This window comes from Streptomyces sp. NPDC048514, from assembly GCF_043199955.1.
Lineage (GTDB): Bacteria > Actinomycetota > Actinomycetes > Streptomycetales > Streptomycetaceae > Streptomyces.
This window is the reverse complement of record NZ_JBICWT010000009.1, coordinates 430627-447582: the sequence shown is the minus strand read 5'-3', so window position 1 is coordinate 447582 and position 16956 is coordinate 430627. Positions and strand designations below refer to the sequence as shown.

17 protein-coding genes are annotated in these 16956 nt (G+C 72.1%); 4 read left to right on the top strand and 13 right to left on the bottom strand.

The window, feature by feature from the left end:
- Both ACGFT2_RS22220 and ACGFT2_RS22215 read right to left on the bottom strand, forming a co-directional pair.
- Nucleotides 1-94 (bottom strand): biotin carboxylase N-terminal domain-containing protein (locus tag ACGFT2_RS22220; RefSeq protein WP_280842533.1); only part of this gene is annotated, 94 nt, incomplete at its 3' end.
- A 41-nt stretch (nt 95-135) separates the two neighbouring features.
- Nucleotides 136-273 carry a hypothetical protein gene (locus ACGFT2_RS22215; RefSeq protein WP_393280945.1) on the bottom strand — a complete coding sequence of 46 codons (138 nt, stop codon included), beginning with the start codon at nt 271-273 and terminating at the stop codon, nt 136-138.
- Between the two features lie 798 nt (nt 274-1071).
- Here ACGFT2_RS22215 and ACGFT2_RS22210 point away from each other — a divergent pair.
- Nucleotides 1072-1809, top strand: a complete 738-nt coding sequence (locus ACGFT2_RS22210) for a response regulator transcription factor (RefSeq protein ID WP_393280942.1) — start codon at nt 1072-1074, stop codon at nt 1807-1809.
- A gap of 16 nt (nt 1810-1825) precedes the next feature.
- Here the strand turns inward: ACGFT2_RS22210 and ACGFT2_RS22205 are convergent, their stop codons facing one another.
- Nucleotides 1826-2548, bottom strand: a complete 723-nt coding sequence (locus tag ACGFT2_RS22205) for a hypothetical protein (protein ID WP_393280939.1) — start codon at nt 2546-2548, stop codon at nt 1826-1828.
- A gap of 411 nt (nt 2549-2959) precedes the next feature.
- On the bottom strand, nt 2960-3421 hold the full coding sequence (locus ACGFT2_RS22200; protein ID WP_393280936.1) for a MarR family winged helix-turn-helix transcriptional regulator: 462 nt from the start codon (nt 3419-3421) through the stop codon (nt 2960-2962).
- A 144-nt stretch (nt 3422-3565) separates the two neighbouring features.
- Between ACGFT2_RS22200 and ACGFT2_RS22195 the strand changes: the two genes are divergently transcribed.
- Nucleotides 3566-4390 (top strand): NmrA family NAD(P)-binding protein, encoded by an 825-nt coding sequence (locus tag ACGFT2_RS22195; protein WP_393280933.1) that lies wholly within the window; start codon nt 3566-3568, stop codon nt 4388-4390.
- A gap of 309 nt (nt 4391-4699) precedes the next feature.
- Here ACGFT2_RS22195 and ACGFT2_RS22190 read toward each other — a convergent pair whose 3' ends face one another.
- The 5 genes from ACGFT2_RS22190 to ACGFT2_RS22170 form a co-directional block, all read right to left on the bottom strand.
- Nucleotides 4700-6088 (bottom strand): FAD-binding oxidoreductase, encoded by a 1389-nt coding sequence (locus ACGFT2_RS22190; RefSeq protein WP_393280930.1) that lies wholly within the window; start codon nt 6086-6088, stop codon nt 4700-4702.
- A gap of 151 nt (nt 6089-6239) precedes the next feature.
- Nucleotides 6240-7157: an alpha/beta hydrolase gene (locus tag ACGFT2_RS22185; protein ID WP_393280927.1), complete on the bottom strand. Its 918-nt coding sequence runs from the start codon at nt 7155-7157 to the stop codon at nt 6240-6242.
- 213 nt (nt 7158-7370) lie between these two features.
- Nucleotides 7371-8000: an NADPH-dependent FMN reductase gene (locus ACGFT2_RS22180; RefSeq protein WP_393280924.1), complete on the bottom strand. Its 630-nt coding sequence runs from the start codon at nt 7998-8000 to the stop codon at nt 7371-7373.
- 35 nt (nt 8001-8035) lie between these two features.
- Nucleotides 8036-8854, bottom strand: coding sequence for an NAD(P)H-binding protein (locus ACGFT2_RS22175; protein WP_393280922.1), 819 nt, complete (start codon nt 8852-8854; stop codon nt 8036-8038).
- A 139-nt stretch (nt 8855-8993) separates the two neighbouring features.
- Nucleotides 8994-10529 (bottom strand): acyl-CoA dehydrogenase, encoded by a 1536-nt coding sequence (locus tag ACGFT2_RS22170; RefSeq protein ID WP_393280919.1) that lies wholly within the window; start codon nt 10527-10529, stop codon nt 8994-8996.
- A gap of 126 nt (nt 10530-10655) precedes the next feature.
- Between ACGFT2_RS22170 and ACGFT2_RS22165 the strand changes: the two genes are divergently transcribed.
- Both ACGFT2_RS22165 and ACGFT2_RS22160 read left to right on the top strand, forming a co-directional pair.
- Complete coding sequence (locus tag ACGFT2_RS22165) at nt 10656-12179, top strand: MFS transporter (protein ID WP_393280916.1); 1524 nt, start codon at nt 10656-10658, stop codon at nt 12177-12179.
- Nucleotides 12180-12230: 51 nt separating this feature from the next.
- Nucleotides 12231-12905: a TetR family transcriptional regulator gene (locus ACGFT2_RS22160; protein WP_393280914.1), complete on the top strand. Its 675-nt coding sequence runs from the start codon at nt 12231-12233 to the stop codon at nt 12903-12905.
- A 158-nt stretch (nt 12906-13063) separates the two neighbouring features.
- On the opposite strand, the gene ACGFT2_RS22155 is transcribed toward ACGFT2_RS22160, so the two are convergent.
- The 4 genes from ACGFT2_RS22155 to fabD all read right to left on the bottom strand — a co-directional run bounded on the left by ACGFT2_RS22155 (nt 13064) and on the right by fabD (nt 16947).
- Entirely contained in the window at nt 13064-14071 is a 1008-nt protein-coding gene (locus tag ACGFT2_RS22155; RefSeq protein ID WP_393280912.1) for an acyltransferase domain-containing protein, read from the bottom strand.
- A gap of 94 nt (nt 14072-14165) precedes the next feature.
- The gene (locus ACGFT2_RS22150) at nt 14166-14363 is read right to left on the bottom strand and encodes an acyl-CoA carboxylase epsilon subunit (RefSeq protein ID WP_393280909.1); all 198 of its coding nucleotides are present in this window, start codon (nt 14361-14363) and stop codon (nt 14166-14168) included.
- A gap of 71 nt (nt 14364-14434) precedes the next feature.
- On the bottom strand, nt 14435-15979 hold the full coding sequence (locus ACGFT2_RS22145; protein ID WP_393280906.1) for an acyl-CoA carboxylase subunit beta: 1545 nt from the start codon (nt 15977-15979) through the stop codon (nt 14435-14437).
- The gene (gene fabD, locus ACGFT2_RS22140) at nt 15979-16947 is read right to left on the bottom strand and encodes an ACP S-malonyltransferase (protein WP_393280903.1); all 969 of its coding nucleotides are present in this window, start codon (nt 16945-16947) and stop codon (nt 15979-15981) included. The genes ACGFT2_RS22145 and fabD overlap by 1 nt, the downstream gene beginning before the upstream one ends.
- Nucleotides 16948-16956: the final 9 nt, after the last annotated feature.

Here is a 16956-nt window from a genome sequence, read left to right as displayed (position 1 = left end):
CGTATACGGCCACGCTCGCGATCCCGGCATCCCGACAGGCCCGGGCCACGCGGACAGCGATTTCGCCACGGTTGGCGATGAGCACCTTGCGCACGGCGACTCCTCGGTTCGAGTTGGGTTGTCAGGGGCTGGCGGTCAGTCGATGCCGCGCACGATGTGGTCCTCGCTCTCCTGATCGTCGTCACCGGCGAGCAGGAGCGGCGGAGCGGAGGGGGCCACCTCCTGCGGGGTGTCGACACAGGAAGGGTTCGTGTGCTCGAGAACAGGGTTCATCGTTCCTCCGTGCTCCGCTGGATTTTTCCGTGTGAGGAATGTCTCCGGGGTGGCCGCCCGCGTTACCTGACGCCGGTGTGCCCGAGTATCCGTCGGTCGTGCCGGGGTGCGCCGAGCGGCCCCGGAAACATTTCCGGCGCCGGGCCGTAATCGCGGTGTTCCCGGTGGCGGTGAAAGATGTGTGAGGTCACCCGCCCTTCCGCGGGCGGGTCAGCGGTACCGCCGGCGATGCTCGATCGGCATCATAGAAAAAGCCGGGCCACTGACGGGAATTACGGCGATGGGATGTACCTGCCCCATAGTGGATCTCATCCTCTTCGGTCGGACGGGGGCCGTCAAGGGTGCCCGACAAAGTCCTGATCGCGCTGTTGAAATAACCGCCGGAGCTGAAACGTGACCGCCTGGACTAAGGGCTGCTTGAGCCATGCTCTGGCCATGTGAGACACCAGTGGACAATCCGGACATTCGGGCGGGCCGAGCCACCCTCCGTTTTGGCCAAATCGCCGGTTGAGCATTGAAAGGAAACCAAGGTGTCTTGAGACTGGTGATGCGTACACAGGGATCAGAAGTGGCTGACCGCCGTCGATGTCGGGCTGCCGAGGGAATGTGAATCGTGCAGCTCGCCGGCTGGTGCTGCCAAAAAGAGGGGGAGGGGTTCGGTGTTCGTCCACGTCTGCGCCGCTCGTCCCTCTACGGCTTCCCTTGCTTTCTCGGGGCACCCGCTTAGCGCAAGAATTCTCATTTCTTGACTGATCCTTAGTCGCAATCCAGGGTGTGTATAACGGGGAGGTAAGTTAAATGCGTGTGCTCGTTGCGCGAGGTGACGACTCAAATTCTCATGTAGGAACTCTGAAGCGATACGGGCATGAGATTATCCTGGCCCGCTCGGCGCAACAGGCGTTAGCCATGCACACGCAGGCGGACTTCATCATTCTCGATCTGCGGCTGACCGATGCCGACGGACTCGAGGTCTGCCGGGAGATCCGCCGGGTCAGCGACACGCCCATGATCGTGGTGGCCGAGCAGGGCGACGAACTCGAGCGGGTCCTCGGCCTGAAGGCGGGAGCGGACGACTGCGTCGACCGCGGGTGCGGCATCCGCGAACTGGTGGCGCGGATGGAAGCCGTCACCCGGCGCAGCAGAGCGCGCCACACGCCCTCCGGCAGCGTCGCGTACGGGCCGCTGCGCATCGACCAGTCGTCCCGCGCGGCCTGGCTCGCCGGGAAGCCGATCAATCTGACCCGCAAGGAGTTCGACCTGCTGCTCACGCTCGCCTCCCGGCCCGGGGTCGTGCTCACCCGCAAGGAGCTGATGTCCCGTGTGTGGAACGACCGTTGGGCCCGGGGACGGACGATCGACACGCACATCAACAGCCTCCGCGGCAAACTCGGCTCCAGCGACTGGATCGTGACGGTCCGTGGGGTGGGCTTCCGGTTCGGCGAGTCCGCCGCCGAGCCGGAGCCTTCGGCCGAGATGGTGCAGGCCGGGCACTACCGCGCCGCTCCGCAGGTCGTGCCGCCGGCCCGGGCGGTCTGACCCGCACGCCCCCCTCCTACGGGGCGGCCCGGCGGCCGCGCTCGGCCAGGGACTGCCGGGCATCGCCGACGTGGTAGAGCGTCCGGCCGGACCTGCTGCGGCGGCGCCACCCCTTCTCGCTCGCCAGCCGGTAGACGGTGCCCCGTGGTGCCTGCCACAGCCGGGCGATGTCCGTCGCGGACAGCCACAACGGGGTGGTCGCCGCGGCGGGCCGGGGCGCGTCGCCGTCCGCGTCGGCCGGTTCGGCGCCCGGGGTGAGCCACTCGTGGAGCGCCCGGCGATGGCCGGGCGTTTCGGTGCAGACGACCTCCGGAGGCTTCCCCGGGTCCCGCGCGACCCAGGCCACCAGGACGCCACCGCACCCCGCCACCGTGCATCCGCCGACCGACATGCCCCGCTTGGGCGGCGCGTCCACCACGCGGGCCGCCGCCCGCATCAGCCCCGCCACCTCCTCGGCGAGGTCGACGACGGCCTCGTGCCCGCGGAGCCAGTCCAGGTGGCGCAGCAGGAAGCCCGCGAGGGCCCGCACCTCGCGCCGCGGTGTGGCGGTGCGGCGCTGCTCGGCCACCACACCACTCCAGGAGGCGAGGACCCGGGTGATCGCCGCGCGTGCCTCCACGGCCCCCGTGTTGAGCGGCATGCCGGGCATCGCCCTGCCGGAGGTGCGCTCCTCCCAGCGCCGGGTGCGGGAGCCGTCGAGGACGCGCCCGCACTCCTCATGGATGTCGGGAAGTGCCACCAGTGCACGTGCCAGCGCCGCCGCGCAGTCGGCACACAGCCGTTCGCTCCGTGTTCCCCCGGCCGTTCCGGCCGTTGTCCCGCCCCGGCTCTGTCCGCAATGGAGGCCCGGGCAAAGGCCCCGTCCACCCATGGCTCGCCCCGTGCTCTCCTGTCGCATCCGTGACTCCCTTCGAGGGGTTTCTCCGCACGCCGAGAATCGTGCCCACCCGATCTCTGCTGGTGAACGGACGTGTGAGAGGCCTGACGGGGGCCGGCACAAGATTTTTCGCGGCCGGCACGGCTTAACGGTCGCTGCGTGAAGAGCGCATGCTTCCCTGACAGAGCACGGCGGCGCCGCTTACAGGGAATTGACAGTCACGGATGCGGAACGCCGCGGAGCGGGAGCGATCCGGAAGGGGTCCGCCGAGGCTCAGTCGCCCGACGTCAGCCGGTGGTCGAGGACCCGCTCCAGCAGCGCCGTCAGCTCTTTGCGCTCGCCGGGCTGCAGCGGGGCCAGGAGGCTGTCCTGCGCCTCGGCCAGGGCGCGCTCGATGCGCTGGAGCTGCTGTACGCCGACCGGCGTGATGGTGATGGTGTTGCGCCGCCGGTCCGCGGCGTCCACAGCGCGTACCACGTAGCCGCCGCCGACGAGTTCGTTGACCGCCTCCACGATGTAGCTGCGGTCGATCCCGCAGCGCCGGCCCAGCTCGGCCTGGCTGAGCGGGCCGAACTCGTCCAGCGTCGCCAGCAGCGCGAAGTGGTACCGCCGGGCGTCGGCGGAGGCCAGCGCCCGGGAGACCAGGCGGGCGGTGTGCGTGGCGATCTGGGTGACGAGCCAGCTGGGCGTGGTCCGCAGCCGGGCCGGAGTCTGGGAGATCGCCTTCGTGGTCACGGCACGATGCTACCAGCAGCGATGGCATATCTGTTGGCCAGGCCCACGAATGTGTTACGTTGGCCAGGTCAACGAATTGAGGGGCGCGGCCGGTCCCGTCCGCGTCGTCCGTCCCATCCTTCGCCCTGCCTTGGGAGCGAGTTCATGATTCTGGTCACCGGCGCCACCGGCAATGTCGGCCGCAATGTCGTACTGCAGTTGTTGGAAGCGGGCGAGACGGTCAGGGCGCTCACTCGTAACCCGGAGAAGGCCGCACTCCCCGACGAGGTGGAGGTGGTCGCCGGCGACATCGCCGACCCGAAGAGCCTGCCGTCCGCTCTGAAAGGCGTGGACCGGGTCTTCCTGTTCCCCGTCTTCGGGCAGTTGGACGGGTTCCTGGGGGTCGCCGGGGAGGCCGGTCTGGAGCACATCGCGATGCTGTCGTCGTCCGCCATCGAATTCGACGACCCGGGGTTCATCGGCCAGGTGCACCTGGAGTGCGAGCAGGCCGTGACGGGGTCCGGCATCCCGCGCACCTTCGTCCGGTCCGGTCTGTTCATGCTCAACGACCGCGGCTGGGCACCGCAGATCCGTGAGTCGGGCGTGGTGCGCACGGCGTACGGCACGGCCGCGGCGGCCCTCGTCGACGAGCGGGACATCGCGGCGGTCGCGGTCGCCTCGCTGCTCAAGCCGAACGACGGCAGCGTGCACACCCTCACCGGCCCCGAGTCCCTGACCCAGATCGACCGGGTCCGGATCATCGGCGAGGTGCTCGGCAAGCCGGTGCGGTTCGAGGAGCTGCCCCGCGAGGAGGCCCTGAGCCACCTCGTCCGGCAGATGCCGCCGGACGCCGCCGAGTTCCTCCTGGACCAGCTCGCCTCCTGGCAGGGCGTCACCGCCGAGGTGCTGCCCACCGTCGAGCAGGTCACCGGCCGTCCCGCGCACACGTACGCCCAGTGGGTCGAGCACCACGTGGCCGACTTCTCCTGACACTGTCCTCGTTCCTCGGCCCTCGGTCGCCGGCTGTTGCCGGGTCGCGCGGCGAGAGCGCGGCGCGGAAATCGCGGGGTGCGGGGCGGGTGGATTCATTCCCTCGTCCCGTGCACCGCGTTTTCCCATGCCTGGAAAACGCCGACCCGGAATTCCAGGCCGGTGATTTCCGCGAGCCCGGGTGCCTTTCGAGCGGCTCGGACCAGAAACGTGTGACGGGCGGTGAGAAAACTCCGCTGCCCGGACGGACGTGGCGCCCGTCCGGGCAGCGGAGGAAACAGCGGGCGGAGGAATGCCGTCCGCGCCGGGTCAGGAGAGATCGGCCGGCGGAATGTTGTGGTTGATCCGGAACAGGTTTCCGGGGTCGTACGCCGCCTTGATCCGGCGCAGGCGCGCGTAGTCCTCCGGGGCGTAGCCGCGGGCGACGTCCTCGACCGCGCTGTCACTGCTGAACATGAAGGTCGGCAGCAACCGTCCCGTGTCCCACGGGGCCAGGGCGTCGAGCACTCCCTGCTCGGCCTTGCGGGACCGTTCGGCGGCCTCCGTCTCCGGCGGCGCCGGCATGCTCATGAACAGGTGGCAGCCGGCTTCGGGCGTTCCGAGAGCACTGGGTACGGCTCCGGGCCGGGCCAGCGCGCCGCCCAGGTGACGGATCTCCACACCGCCCGGCGGCAGGTGACCGTGGTCGTGACCGGCCGCCTCCAGCAGGGTCTGCACCCCGTCCGCGTCGAGGTCCCGCAGCAGCGCCGTACGGGCCCAGGCCGGGGTCGGGTGGACCGGGTCGTGGTAGATCTCGCCGACCCGGGTGTACGCCATCTCCTCGACGGCGTCCCGGTCGGGGCCGAGCGCGCGCAGCGGCGCGACGAGCCGCTCTCCCTGCTCGGGTGTGCCGGTGAAGGCGATCCGCACGTGGATCACGAACTTCCCGCGGTTGGGTTCCGGCACCGCGGGCAGGTCCGGGAAGCGCAGCAGGATGACGGAGGAGGTCATCTCCTCGGGCTGCTCGCCCAGCCAGTCGAAGTAGGCGGGCAGCACCTCGGCGGCACGGCTGCCGGGGAAGAAGAGGCCGCCGCCGTAGACCCGGGTCACCGGTAGCAGGTCGATCTCCGCGGCCGTGACCACGCCGAAGTTGCCCCGGCCGCCGCGCACCGCCCAGAACAGGTCCGGCTCGGTGTCGGGGGTGACCGTGCACACCGTGCCCTCCGCCGTGACCAGGTCGAACGAGCGCACCCGGTGCGTGGCGAAGCCGTAGGTGCGGCCCAGCACGGGCAGGCCGCCACCGGTCAGGTAACCCATGACGCCGACCGCGGGCGCGGAGCCGTTGAGCGGGGCGAGGCCCGACTTCGCGCCCTCCGCCACCACGTCGCCCCAGGCCAGGCCGGCACCGATCCGTGCGGTGCGGGCCGTGGCGTCGACCGACAGCTCCCTCATCCGCCGGGTGCTGACGACCACCGCGCCGTCGGCCGGGACGGAGACGCCGTGTCCGGTGCCGACGACGGCGACCGGGGCGCCGATCCCGGAGGCGTAGCGCACGGCGGCGGCCACGTCCGCCGGCGACTCGGCCAGCACCACCGCGGACGGCGCGTGGGTCACCGTCCGGTTCCAGCCCGAGTGCGCCTCCTGGAATTCTTCGTCCTCGGGGAATAACGTCCGTCCGGTCAGCTCGAAGGGCAGTCTTCCGGGGGAATGGGTAGGCACGTCGAACCCTTTCGTCTATGCCGTGGAATATCAGCCCCGCAGACGTGCCCGGTCTGCGGGCGACGAACTGGGCTCGATCGTTGATCGTACTGTCTCGCCGCTGGTTCGAGAAAGAGCGCCGGACGGTTTTCCGCCCACATTCCGGGGGTGCTCAACCGATCGTCCGGTGGAGCAGGCACTCCTCCAGAAAGGCGAGCATTCTCAGGTGGTAGGCCCGGGCGCCCCAGCCGAGGCTGACGTTGTGACCGGCGTCCGGCTGCCGGTCGATGCTGACGGGTGCGTGGCGCAGCAGGCCGCCGAGCTCGGACAGTGCCGGTGGATCGTGCCGCCACCGGTGCTCGTGCTCGGCGAAGGTGAACCGGACGGGTACCCGCACGTCCGGGGCCAGCCGCTCCAGCACCCCGGGCCAGGCGGGCAGTTCGGCCGCCTCGCGCGACGGCATCGCGCCGCTGAACGACTGCGCCAGGGTGAACGTGCGCGGGGGGTAGAGCCTCAGCGGACCCCAGTTGTTGTCACGCAGCCTGCGCCGCCACTGGCCCGGCCCACCCGGGCCGGGGTGGTCGGTGAACCGGTGGCCGCAGCCCGACACCGCGAGCCCGGCCAGCGGCAGTTCGTGGTGCCTGGCCGCGAGGGTGAGAGCCACCTTGCCGCCGTAGGAGTGGGCGAGGACGAACGGATTCGTTCCGGTGGGCCGGGAGGCGAGGAAGCCGGTCAGTGCCCCGCTCAGCACGGCCGCCTGCTCCACCAGCGGCAGCCCGTCGGGCAGCTGCGCGGCGGAGAGGCCGTAGCCCGGCCGGTCGACGGCGAGCACGGTCAGGCCGAGTTCGGCTCCGAGTGTGAGCAGGGACAGGCCGGGTGCGGCGGTCTGGTGGAAGTACGGAGCGCGCATGCCGCCGCCGTGCACGGCCACGACGACGGCCCGCGGCACCGTGTGGCGGGGCTCGGACAGCAGAGCGGACAGCCGGAACCTGCCGGACTTCAGGACGATCTTCCGTACCGCGACGGCGGATCGTGGCTCGACGGCGGCCGGCGCCGACTCGCGACGGGTGCCGGCGGACGGGGATGTCATGAGCGGAATCCTCCTGGGGCCAAGGGGTGGACGGCTGCCGCCGGACCGCACGGGACCAACACCCGGCACGGGCCGCGGGGGATCACCGCGGCCGGGGCACGGCGGGCCGGTACGGGTGTGCCGCGGACACACCGGCCGGGGCACGGAGAGCCGGGACGGCGCGCGGCGGCCACAAGGGCCGGGGGTATGGCGGCCGGCACAACCGTGCGGGGGTCACACCGGCCGGGGCACGGCGGCCACCATGGGCGTGCGGGCGCCGTGCGCATAGGGGTGACGGGCGCGGCCCTCCCGCAACACCCGTCCCCACCAGCCGAGTTCGTCGAGGAGCAACTGGGCCGCTGCGCTGCTGCCGGCCGGGTCGGTGGGCCGGCCGTCGGCGTCGAAGAGCTGCCCCACGCCGTGGAAGCTGACCGTGTCCCGGACGGGAACCGCGTGCAACTCGCCGAAGACCTGGTGCAGTTGCTCGACCGCCCGCAACCCGCCGGAGCGGCCGCCGTAGGAGACGAAACCGACCGGCTTGGCCTGCCACTCGCTGTCGTGCCAGTCGATCGCCGTCTTCAGAGTGGCCGGAAACGAGCGGTTGTACTCGGGGGTGACCACCACGAACATGTCCGCCCGGTCCAGTCGCGGAGTCAGGCGCGCGAGGACCTCGCAGACCTCCGGCGGCGGCGCCGGCACCGGTTCGGCGGGCAGGGGATGCTCGGCGAGGTCGACGACGTCCGTCTCCAGACCGTCACACCGGCGCGCCTCCGCGGCGAACCAGCGGGCGACGGCCGTGCCGCTCCTCCCCGGCCTGCCGCTGCCGACCAGGACGGCCAGCCGCAAGGGCTTGTACCACATCATCAGCCTTTCCACGACGGGGCGTACGAGCGGGACGGTCACGTGAAGTCGGCGATGTGGTCGGCCGCCCACTCGGCGAAGCCGCGGGCCGGCCGGCCGAGGTACGGCTCCACCGGTGAGATCTCGTGCGGACGGTCGACCAGGGCGGCGAACATGCGCAGCCGTGCCTCGACGGCGGCGGGCGGGACGCCCACCTCGGCCATCTCCCTGCGGGTCTCGTCGTGGCTGATCTCTTCGAACCGCACCGGTTTGCCGATCGCCTCGCCGATGAGCCGGGCCCGGTCCGCGTAGGTGATCGACTCCGGGCCGCTGAACATCGGCTTGGCGCCGAGCAGTTCGTCGGTGAGCAGGGCGCGGGCCGCCAGCTCGGCGATGTCCTGCTCGTGCACCGGCGCCGAGTGGGCCCGGGCGAACGGGCCGCGGACCACGCCGGTGGTGCGGATCGGCCTGCTCCACTCCAGCGCGGTCACCGCCAGACCGCCGGCCGGTTGCAGGGCGGTCCACTCCAGACCGGACTCCTCGATCTGGCGCTCCAGGTCGCGGTGGCGCACGGCGATGGAGTTCTTCGGGTCGTCGTCGCGCGCGGAGTACGAGGACAGCGCGACGATGCGGCGCACGCCGTGTTCCCTGGCCCGGCGGATCACCTCGGCGGGTCCGTCGGGGAACGCCGCCAGCACGAAGAAGACCGACTCGATCCCCTTCATGGGCAGTTCGTCGGTGCGTGCCACTTCCACGCCCTCGGGCAACCGGGCGAGTTCCGGGTTCCGGGTCAGCGCGCGCACGCCGGCCCCGGCCTCGAGGAGGAGGTCGACCAAGGGGCGCCCGACGTGTCCGGTGGCGCCGGTGACCAGTATCACGGGAGTCTCCTGAATGTATGTGTTGGGGAGTTGCAGGTGTCTGTCGACATCGGTTGCGGAACGAGGGGCCGGTGGCGTGCCGGTGCCGGGAGCCTCGGCACGCCACCACTGCGCCTGGTCCTCGACCGGGCCGGGCCTCTCAGCCGGCCAGGCCGCGCGTGTAGTCCAGGCCCGCGGGCTCGAACTGGACGACCGCATGGCTGGCCACCGAGCGGACGTCGCGCCAGAACCGCTGCAGCGGGTGCCGGTCGTCCTGGGCGCGGGTGCCGCCGGCGCGCAGCAGTGCGTCCACCGCCTCGACGAGCAGCTCCAGGGCCAGCGCGCAGTCGCGGCGGCTGCGCTGCACGAGGGCCGGGCCGAGCTTCCCGCCGTCGGCGACCTCGGCCACCCTGAGCAGCAGCAGCTGGGCCGCGTCGATCAGTCCGGCGGCGCGGGCGTAGCCGATCCGGTAGGCCTGCCCGGACGCCTCTCGCGGGCCGGTCGCGGGGACGGCGGTGGCGCCGACCGCCACCCGCAGCGCGCCCAGGGCCGCGCCGAGCGCGGGGGCCACGAACGTCAGGCCGTTGACGGCCAGTGTGGGCAGCGGCGGTCCCGGCACCCCGACCGCCTGGCCCTTCATGGCGTTCTCGCGCAGGCAGGTGCGGTACTCGGGGACGTGCACGCCGTCCAGGACGAGGGTGTGGCTGCCGGTGCCCCGCATGCCCAGCGAGTGCCAGGTGTCGCGGTAGGTGAAATCGGCGCGCGGCACCAGGAAGAACAGCGGCGGCCGGCCGCCCGCGCCGGGAGGTCCGGCGGGGGCGGGACCGGCGAGCAGGGCCCAGTCGGCGTACTCGACACCGCTGACGAACGTCCACTCGCCGGACAGCAGCCAGCCGTCGTCGACCGGTACGGCCGTGCCCAGCGGCTTGTTGACCACGCACACCCGGGCGTCGGGTCCGTCCGCCCAGACCTCGGCCTGCGCCTTCTCGGGCAGGCAGGCGACGTACCGGGCGGCGAAGGCGAACAGCGACGCCAGCCAGCCGGTGGAGGGGCACTCGGCGCCCAGCACCGCGACGGAGCGGACGAGTTCCGTGAAGGTGCCCGGATCGCCGCCCCGGGCGGCCGGCACGAACCAGCGGGCGAACCCGGCGTCGGTGAGGGCCGCGATCACCTCCGGCGCGACACGCCGCTCGGTGTCGGTGAGCCCGGTCCGCGCCGCGGCCAGCACCGCCGCGTCACGGACCGGTTCCGGCGGCCAGACGGGCGCGGCCGCGGGGTCCCGTTCCGGACGGTCCGTCAGCAGGTCGCGTCCCTCGGGGCTCTGCAGCCCGGCGGTGGTCTCGAAGGAGGTGAGGTGGACGACCGCACCGTCGGCGGAGTGCACCGTGGCGGGCCCGGAGCCGGTGTAGGAGCGGTCCGTGCGCACCGCGTCGACGCTGACGGACACATAGCCGGCCATGCCGGTGACGGCCGGGTCGAGGGTCTCGACGAACGAGTACCGGAACCCCCGCTCGGTGGGCTGCCAGGTTCCGCGGCCCGCGCTGAACGGGGTGACGAGCGTGAGGGTCCCGTCGGGCAGGAAGGAGATCGTGAACGGGTCGGTTTGGTCGTCGTGCGTGGCCGTACCCGTCCATACCCCGGCCGGGGCCGAGGGGGCGAGGGCGGGGGCTGCGTGGTCGTGGATGCCTGTGGTCATGCGTCACCATCCCTGGAAAAAAGTACAGGCGGTCATTTATGATCGGGCGTACATTTCTGCGACCGGCGGGCCCTCCCGCGAGGGGCGGGAGCGGCCGGCGCCGGACGAGTTGGAGGAGTCGTGTCCGTGGAGAACCAGTCCGTGGCGGCCGCCGAGGCGGCCCCGGCGGACCCCGGCGGGCGTCAGGGCTTAGCCCTGACGGTCCTCGCCACAGCCCAGGTCATGATCATTCTGGACAGCACGATCATGAACATCGCGCTGCCCAGCATCCAGCGCGACCTCGGTGTCAGCAGCAGCGCCCTGGCCTGGATCGTCACCGCCTACACGCTGTCCTTCGGCGGTCTGCTGCTGATCGGAGGGCGCGCCGGCGACATCTACGGGCGCCTGCGGACGTTCCGGCTGGGCATCGTCGTGTTCACCCTGGCGTCCCTCGCCGGCGGCCTCGCACCGAACGAGGGCGTGCTCATCGCCGCCCGCGCCGCCCAGGGCCTCGGTGGCGCCCTGGTCTCCCCGGCCGTCGTCGCGCTGATCGCTGCGACCTTCGCCGAAGGGCCCGCGCGCAACCGGGCCATGGGGGTCTACGGCTCGATGAACGGCGTCGGCTCCACCCTGGGCCTGCTGCTCGGCGGGGTGCTCACCGCCTACCTCGACTGGCGGTGGGTGCTGCTCGTCAACGTCCCCGTCGGCGTGGCCGTCGTCCTGGGCACCCGACTGCTGGCCGACCCCGGCCGGCACGCCGGCCGGCTCGACGTGCCCGGCGCGGTCACCGGAACGCTCGGCCTGACCTCGCTGGTGTACGGGCTGACCCGGGGCGGCGAACAGGGCTGGGGCGACGCCGCAACCGTCGCGTCGCTCGTCACCGCCGTCGCACTGCTCGCCCTCTTCCTGCTCGTCCAGGCGCGCAGCGACCATCCGATGATGCCGCTGAGGCTGCTGCGCGACCGCAACCGCAGCGGCGGCTACGCCGCCATGCTGCTCGTCGGCGCGGGCATGTTCGCGATGTACTACTTCCTCACGCTGTACATGCAGCAGGTCCTCGGGTTCTCCGCCATGCGCACCGGACTCGCCTACCTCCCGCTGAGCCTCGGCATGTTCGTGTCCGGCGGCTTCCTCGCCCCGCGCCTGGTGGGCCGGCTGCCCACCCGCGCCGTCACCGGCCCGGGCCTGGGCTTGAGCACCCTGGGCGTGCTGTGGTTCAGCACCCTGACGCCGGACTCGGCGTACCTCACCCATCTCGCCCCGGCCATGCTGATGACCTCGGTCGGGCTCGGCCTGTGCTTCATGCCGCTGACGGTCCGCATCGTCAGCGGAGTCGCCCCGCAGGAGACCGGCATCGCCTCCGGGCTCCTCACCACGGGCAGCCAGGTCGGCGGCGCCCTCGGGCTGGCCTTCCTGCCGGGGATCGCGGCGACCGCGGCCGACGATCGGCTGGCCGGTGCCCCGGACGCGCTCCTCAGGGCGCTGGCCTCGCACGACCAGGGACTGCTGGACCGGGCGGCCGCCGCCCTCACCCACGGCTACGGCACCGCGTTCCGCACCGTCGCCGCCCTGTACGCCGTGGCCCTGGTGACGGTGGTGGTCGCGGTCACGGCCAAGGGGCCACGGGCCGGGGCCCGGCCGAAGGAAGCCACGGAGCGCGCGGACGCATAGCCGGCCCGCACGCACGTGCCAGCGAACGTTCCCGGACAAGGAGGCAGCGCATTGATCCCCAGCGTCTACGAGACACCGCAGCACAAACCGACGGCGAGCACCCCGGCGGTCGTGCCGCGGCCCGACGGCAAGGGTGAGCGGACTCGTCACCGCATCCTGCTCGCGGCCCGCCGCACCTTCGGGCAGTACGGCTACGAGCGGGCGACCATCCGCATGATCGCCGATGCCGCGGACGCCCACAAGTCGTCGGTGATGCAGTACTTCGGAACCAAGGAGCAACTGTTCCGGGAGGCGGTCCGGTTCGAGATCCCGATCGGCGAACTGACCACGCCCGACCCCGTGGAGAGCGCCGAGAACTATCTGCGCGCGATGCTCGGCCGGTGGGCGGCCACCCCGGACAGCCCGATGGCGGTCCTGGTCCGCACCAGCATGACCAGCGAGGTGGCGGCGGAGGAACTGCGCCGAGTGGTCACCGAACAGTCCGTCGACGCCATCGCCCAGCACATCGACGAACCCGACGCGCGGATCCGGGCGGGCCTGTTCTCGGTGATCATGTTCAGCATTGCCAGCGGCCGCTATCTGCTGCGCGTCCCGGACGTCAGCGAGCCGGACCTGGAGGACATCGTCAGGGTGGCCGCGCCCGCCATCCGCGCCCTGATCGCCGCCGAACCCACACCGACGGTCCCCGACGCGGCGGTGGGGCGGGAGCACAACGCGAACGGATGAGAGGGAGCCCGGTCCGCGTCCCCGGGGCACGGCCGCCGGCCATCGCCCGGGGAACGCGGATCCGACGCCGGTGTTCCGCAGCGGCCCTCGCACGGGGCACCCGTGAGGCGAGGACGGCGAAACGCGGGGCACCCGTGACGCGAGGACGGGGAAGAGTGTCACGCGTGCGGCGCCGCTTCCCCGTCGAGGACGCCCAGCCGGGCCAAGCGCTCCAGCGCCGCCTGCCACGTGGCCCAGCAGTCCTGCCGCTCGCCGGGGAGCACGGAGACGACCTCGCTGCGGCCGGAGCGCACGGACGGGTGCCGACGGGCCGGAGCGGACAGGGAGACGCCCGGTCCCGTCTCGACCAACGTGTGGTCGGCCGAGTCCAGCAGCCGCGTCAGGGCCTGCCAGTACAGCACCGGCTCGGCCATCTGGCCGGCCCAGAACGCCGGGTCCACCGCCTCGCGTGCGGTGACGGTACGCCCGGTGCGCGCCGAGCGGATCGGTATGCGCGGCGGATGCAGCGGTTCGGCGGCCAGCGCCTCTTCGAAGGCCAGCGCCGCCTCGCGCAGGACGGGGGAGTGCCAGGGCTCCGTCGCCCGCACCCGCCGGGCCACCAGACCCGCTCCGCGCAGCGCCTGCTCGGTCCGTGCCAGGGACGGCTCCGGACCGGCCAGGACCGTCTGCGCGGGCGCGTTGACCGCGCCGACCGCCACTCCGCGGTGCTCGCCGGCCACGTCGAGCCAGGGCCGTATCCTCTCCGGCGCGGCGGCGACGGCCAGCATCCCGCCGGCGGGCGCGGCGGACAGCGACCGTGAGCGGGCCAGCAGGATGCGGGCCGCGCTCGGCAGGTCGAACACCCCGGCCAGGGCGGCGGCCGCCAGCTCGCCGATGCTGTGCCCGAGCAGTACCGCCGGACGCAGACCCTGGTCCTGGAGCACCCGGCCGACGCCGTAGCCGATGGCGAACAGCAGCGGCTGGGCCCGCCGGCCGTCGTCCACCGGAAGCACGGGCGAATCACCGAACCAGTCCTCGCGGATCCGGGCGCCCTGTTCACCCATCAGGTCCAGAACCTCGTCCACGACGAGGCGGAAGCGCGGCTCTCGCCGGTACAGCGGTATTGCCATGCGCGGGTACTGCGCCCCTTGCCCGGGGAGCAGAAGCGCGACGCGGCGTTCGGCCATGAGGGTCTCCGTCACAGGTCTGTTGGGAAAGCGGAAAAGCGGTCTGCACGAGAGGGACGCGGGCCCGCGAGGGGGCCCGCGTCCGGGACGGCCTTCAGTGCCGCCAACTGCGCGGCGAGCCGAATGCGGGCCGCCGCTCCGGCCGTTGCCAGCGGACGGCGGGACGGTGCGCCCGCTCCTGCTCTCCGCCCGCCCGGGTCAGCGCCAGCAGCACCACCAGGACCGCGGCGATCTCCTCGTCGGCGGGCCGGCCGCGCTCGACGCGCAGCACGTCCCCGAACGACGTCGACATGGTGAACTCCCTTCGCTCGCACGGCTTCCGGCGATCGTGGGCACGGGAGGCGCGCACGCACCGCCGGCGGGTCACTGCGGCGGATTGCCGTGCTTGCGGTGCGGCAGCTCCGCGTGCTTGGTGCGCAGCATGCTCAGCGAGGCGATCAGGATCCGCCGGGTCTCGGACGGGTCGATGACCTCGTCGATCAGGCCGCGTTCGGCGGCGTAGTACGGGTGCATCAGTTCGGCCCGGTACTCCTTGACCCGGCGGGCGCGCACCGTCTCCGGATCGTCCGCCTCGGCGATCTGCCGCCGGAAGATGACGTTGGCCGCCCCTTCCGCGCCCATCACCGCGATCTCGTTGGTCGGCCAGGCGTAGGTGAGGTCGGCCCCGATGGACTGCGAGTCCATGACGATGTACGCGCCGCCGTAGGCCTTGCGCAGCACCAGCGAGATGCGGGGCGTGGTCGCGTTGCAGTAGGCGTACAGGAGTTTGGCGCCGTGCCGGATGATGCCGCCGTGCTCCTGGTCGACGCCGGGCAGGAACCCGGGGACGTCGAGCAGGGTGACGATCGGGACGTTGAAGGCGTCGCACAGCTGGACGAACCGGGCGGCCTTCTCCGAGGCGCTGATGTCCAGGACACCGGCGAGCACCTGCGGCTGGTTGGCGACGATGCCGACGACCTGGCCGTCCAGCCGGGCGAGCGCGCAGATGATGTTGCGCGCCCAGTGGTCGTGGACCTCCAGGAGATCGCCGTCGTCGACGATCTCCTCGATCACGCCCCGCATGTCGTACGGCCGGTTGCCGTCCTCCGGCACGAGCCGGAGCAGCGCTTCCGTGGGCCGGCCGGGCGAGTCCGACGGTACGGTCACCGGGGGCAGTTCGCGGTTGTTGGACGGCAGCAGCGACAGCAGGTAGCGGACCTCGGCCAGGCAGGTCTCCTCGTCGTCATGGACGAAGTGCGCGACCCCGGACGTCCCGGCGTGCACGTCGGCACCGCCCAGGCCGTTGTGGCTGATCTCCTCGCCGGTCACCGCCTTGACCACGTCCGGGCCGGTGATGAACATCTGCGAGGTGCCGCGCACCATGAAAACGAAGTCCGTCAGGGCCGGCGAATAGGCCGCGCCCCCCGCGCAGGGGCCGAGCATCACACTGATCTGCGGGATGACGCCGCTCGCCCGGGTGTTGCGCTGGAAGATGCCGCCGTAACCGGCGAGCGCCGAGACACCCTCCTGGATACGGGCGCCGGCCCCGTCGTTCAGCGAGACCAGCGGGGCACCGGCCGCGATGGCCATGTCCATGATCTTGTGGATCTTGGTGGCGTGGGCCTCGCCCAGCGCACCGCCGAAGATCCGGAAGTCGTGCGCGTAGACGAAGACCGTGCGTCCGTCCACCGTGCCCCAGCCGGTGACCACACCGTCGGTGTACGGCTTCTTCGCCTCCAGCCCGAAACCGGTCGCCCGATGCCGGCGCAGGGACTCGACCTCGTGGAACGAGCCCTTGTCCAGCAGCAGATCGATCCGCTCGCGAGCAGTTAGCTTCCCCTTGGACCGCTGAGCCTGCGTGGCCTGCTCGCTCGGCCCGCGCAGCACCTCTTCCCGTAACGCGTTCAGCTCCTCCAGGCGGGAGAACATCAGGCCGCTCCCTCGGACGCCGCCGGCCGCACCAGGGCACTCACGGTGGTCTTCACCTGCTGCGCGTCGGTGGTGCGCAACGTCGCCACACCCGGCACGATCCGCGTGCACAGGCCGCTGAGCGCCTTGCCCTGGCCCACCTCGACGAACCGGTCCACGCCGGCGGCCGACATGCGCCGCACCGCGTCCGTCCACAGCACCCGTCCGGTGAGCTGGGCCCGCAGGAACTCCCTGGCCTCGTCCCCGCTGGTGACCAGGGCTCCGCCCGTGCCCGAGTACAGCGGTACGACCGGGTCGCAGAACTCGACGTCCGCCAGCACCGCGGCGAACTCCGGGGCCACCCGGCCCATCAGGCTGCAGTGCGCCGGCCCGCCGATCCGCAGCACGACGACCCGGTCGGCACCCGCCTCGCCGACCAGCTCCACGAGCCGGTCGACACCCTCCACCTGACCGGAGACGACGACCTGGGTGGGATCGTTGTGGTTGGCGATCTCCACCACGCAGTCCGTCTCGCCGGCCGCCCGCGCGCACAGCTGCTCCACCTGAGCCAGACTCAGGCCCAGCACGGCCGCCATCCGGCCCGGCACGGACTCGGTGACCGACGCCATCAACTCGCCACGCACCTGCACCACGCGCAGCGCGTCCTTCCAGTCCAGGACACCCGCGCACACCAGCGCGGCGAACTCGCCCAGGCTGTGCCCGGCCACCGCGTCCGGAGCGGCCCCGTGCGACCGCAGCACATCGAGCGCGGCCACGCTGGTCAGCAGCATGGCCGGCTGGGTGACGCGCATGTCGGCCAGTGCCTCGGCCGGGCCCTCGAAGCACAGCGCCGAGATCGGCATGCCGAGCAGTTCCTCGGCGGGCCCGTAGTAGGTGTCGGTCAGATACGGCCACTGCTTGGCGAGGTCGAGTCCCATCCCGACCCGCTGCGAGCCCTGACCCGGGAAAACGAAAGCGGTCCTGCCCATACTGGGCCC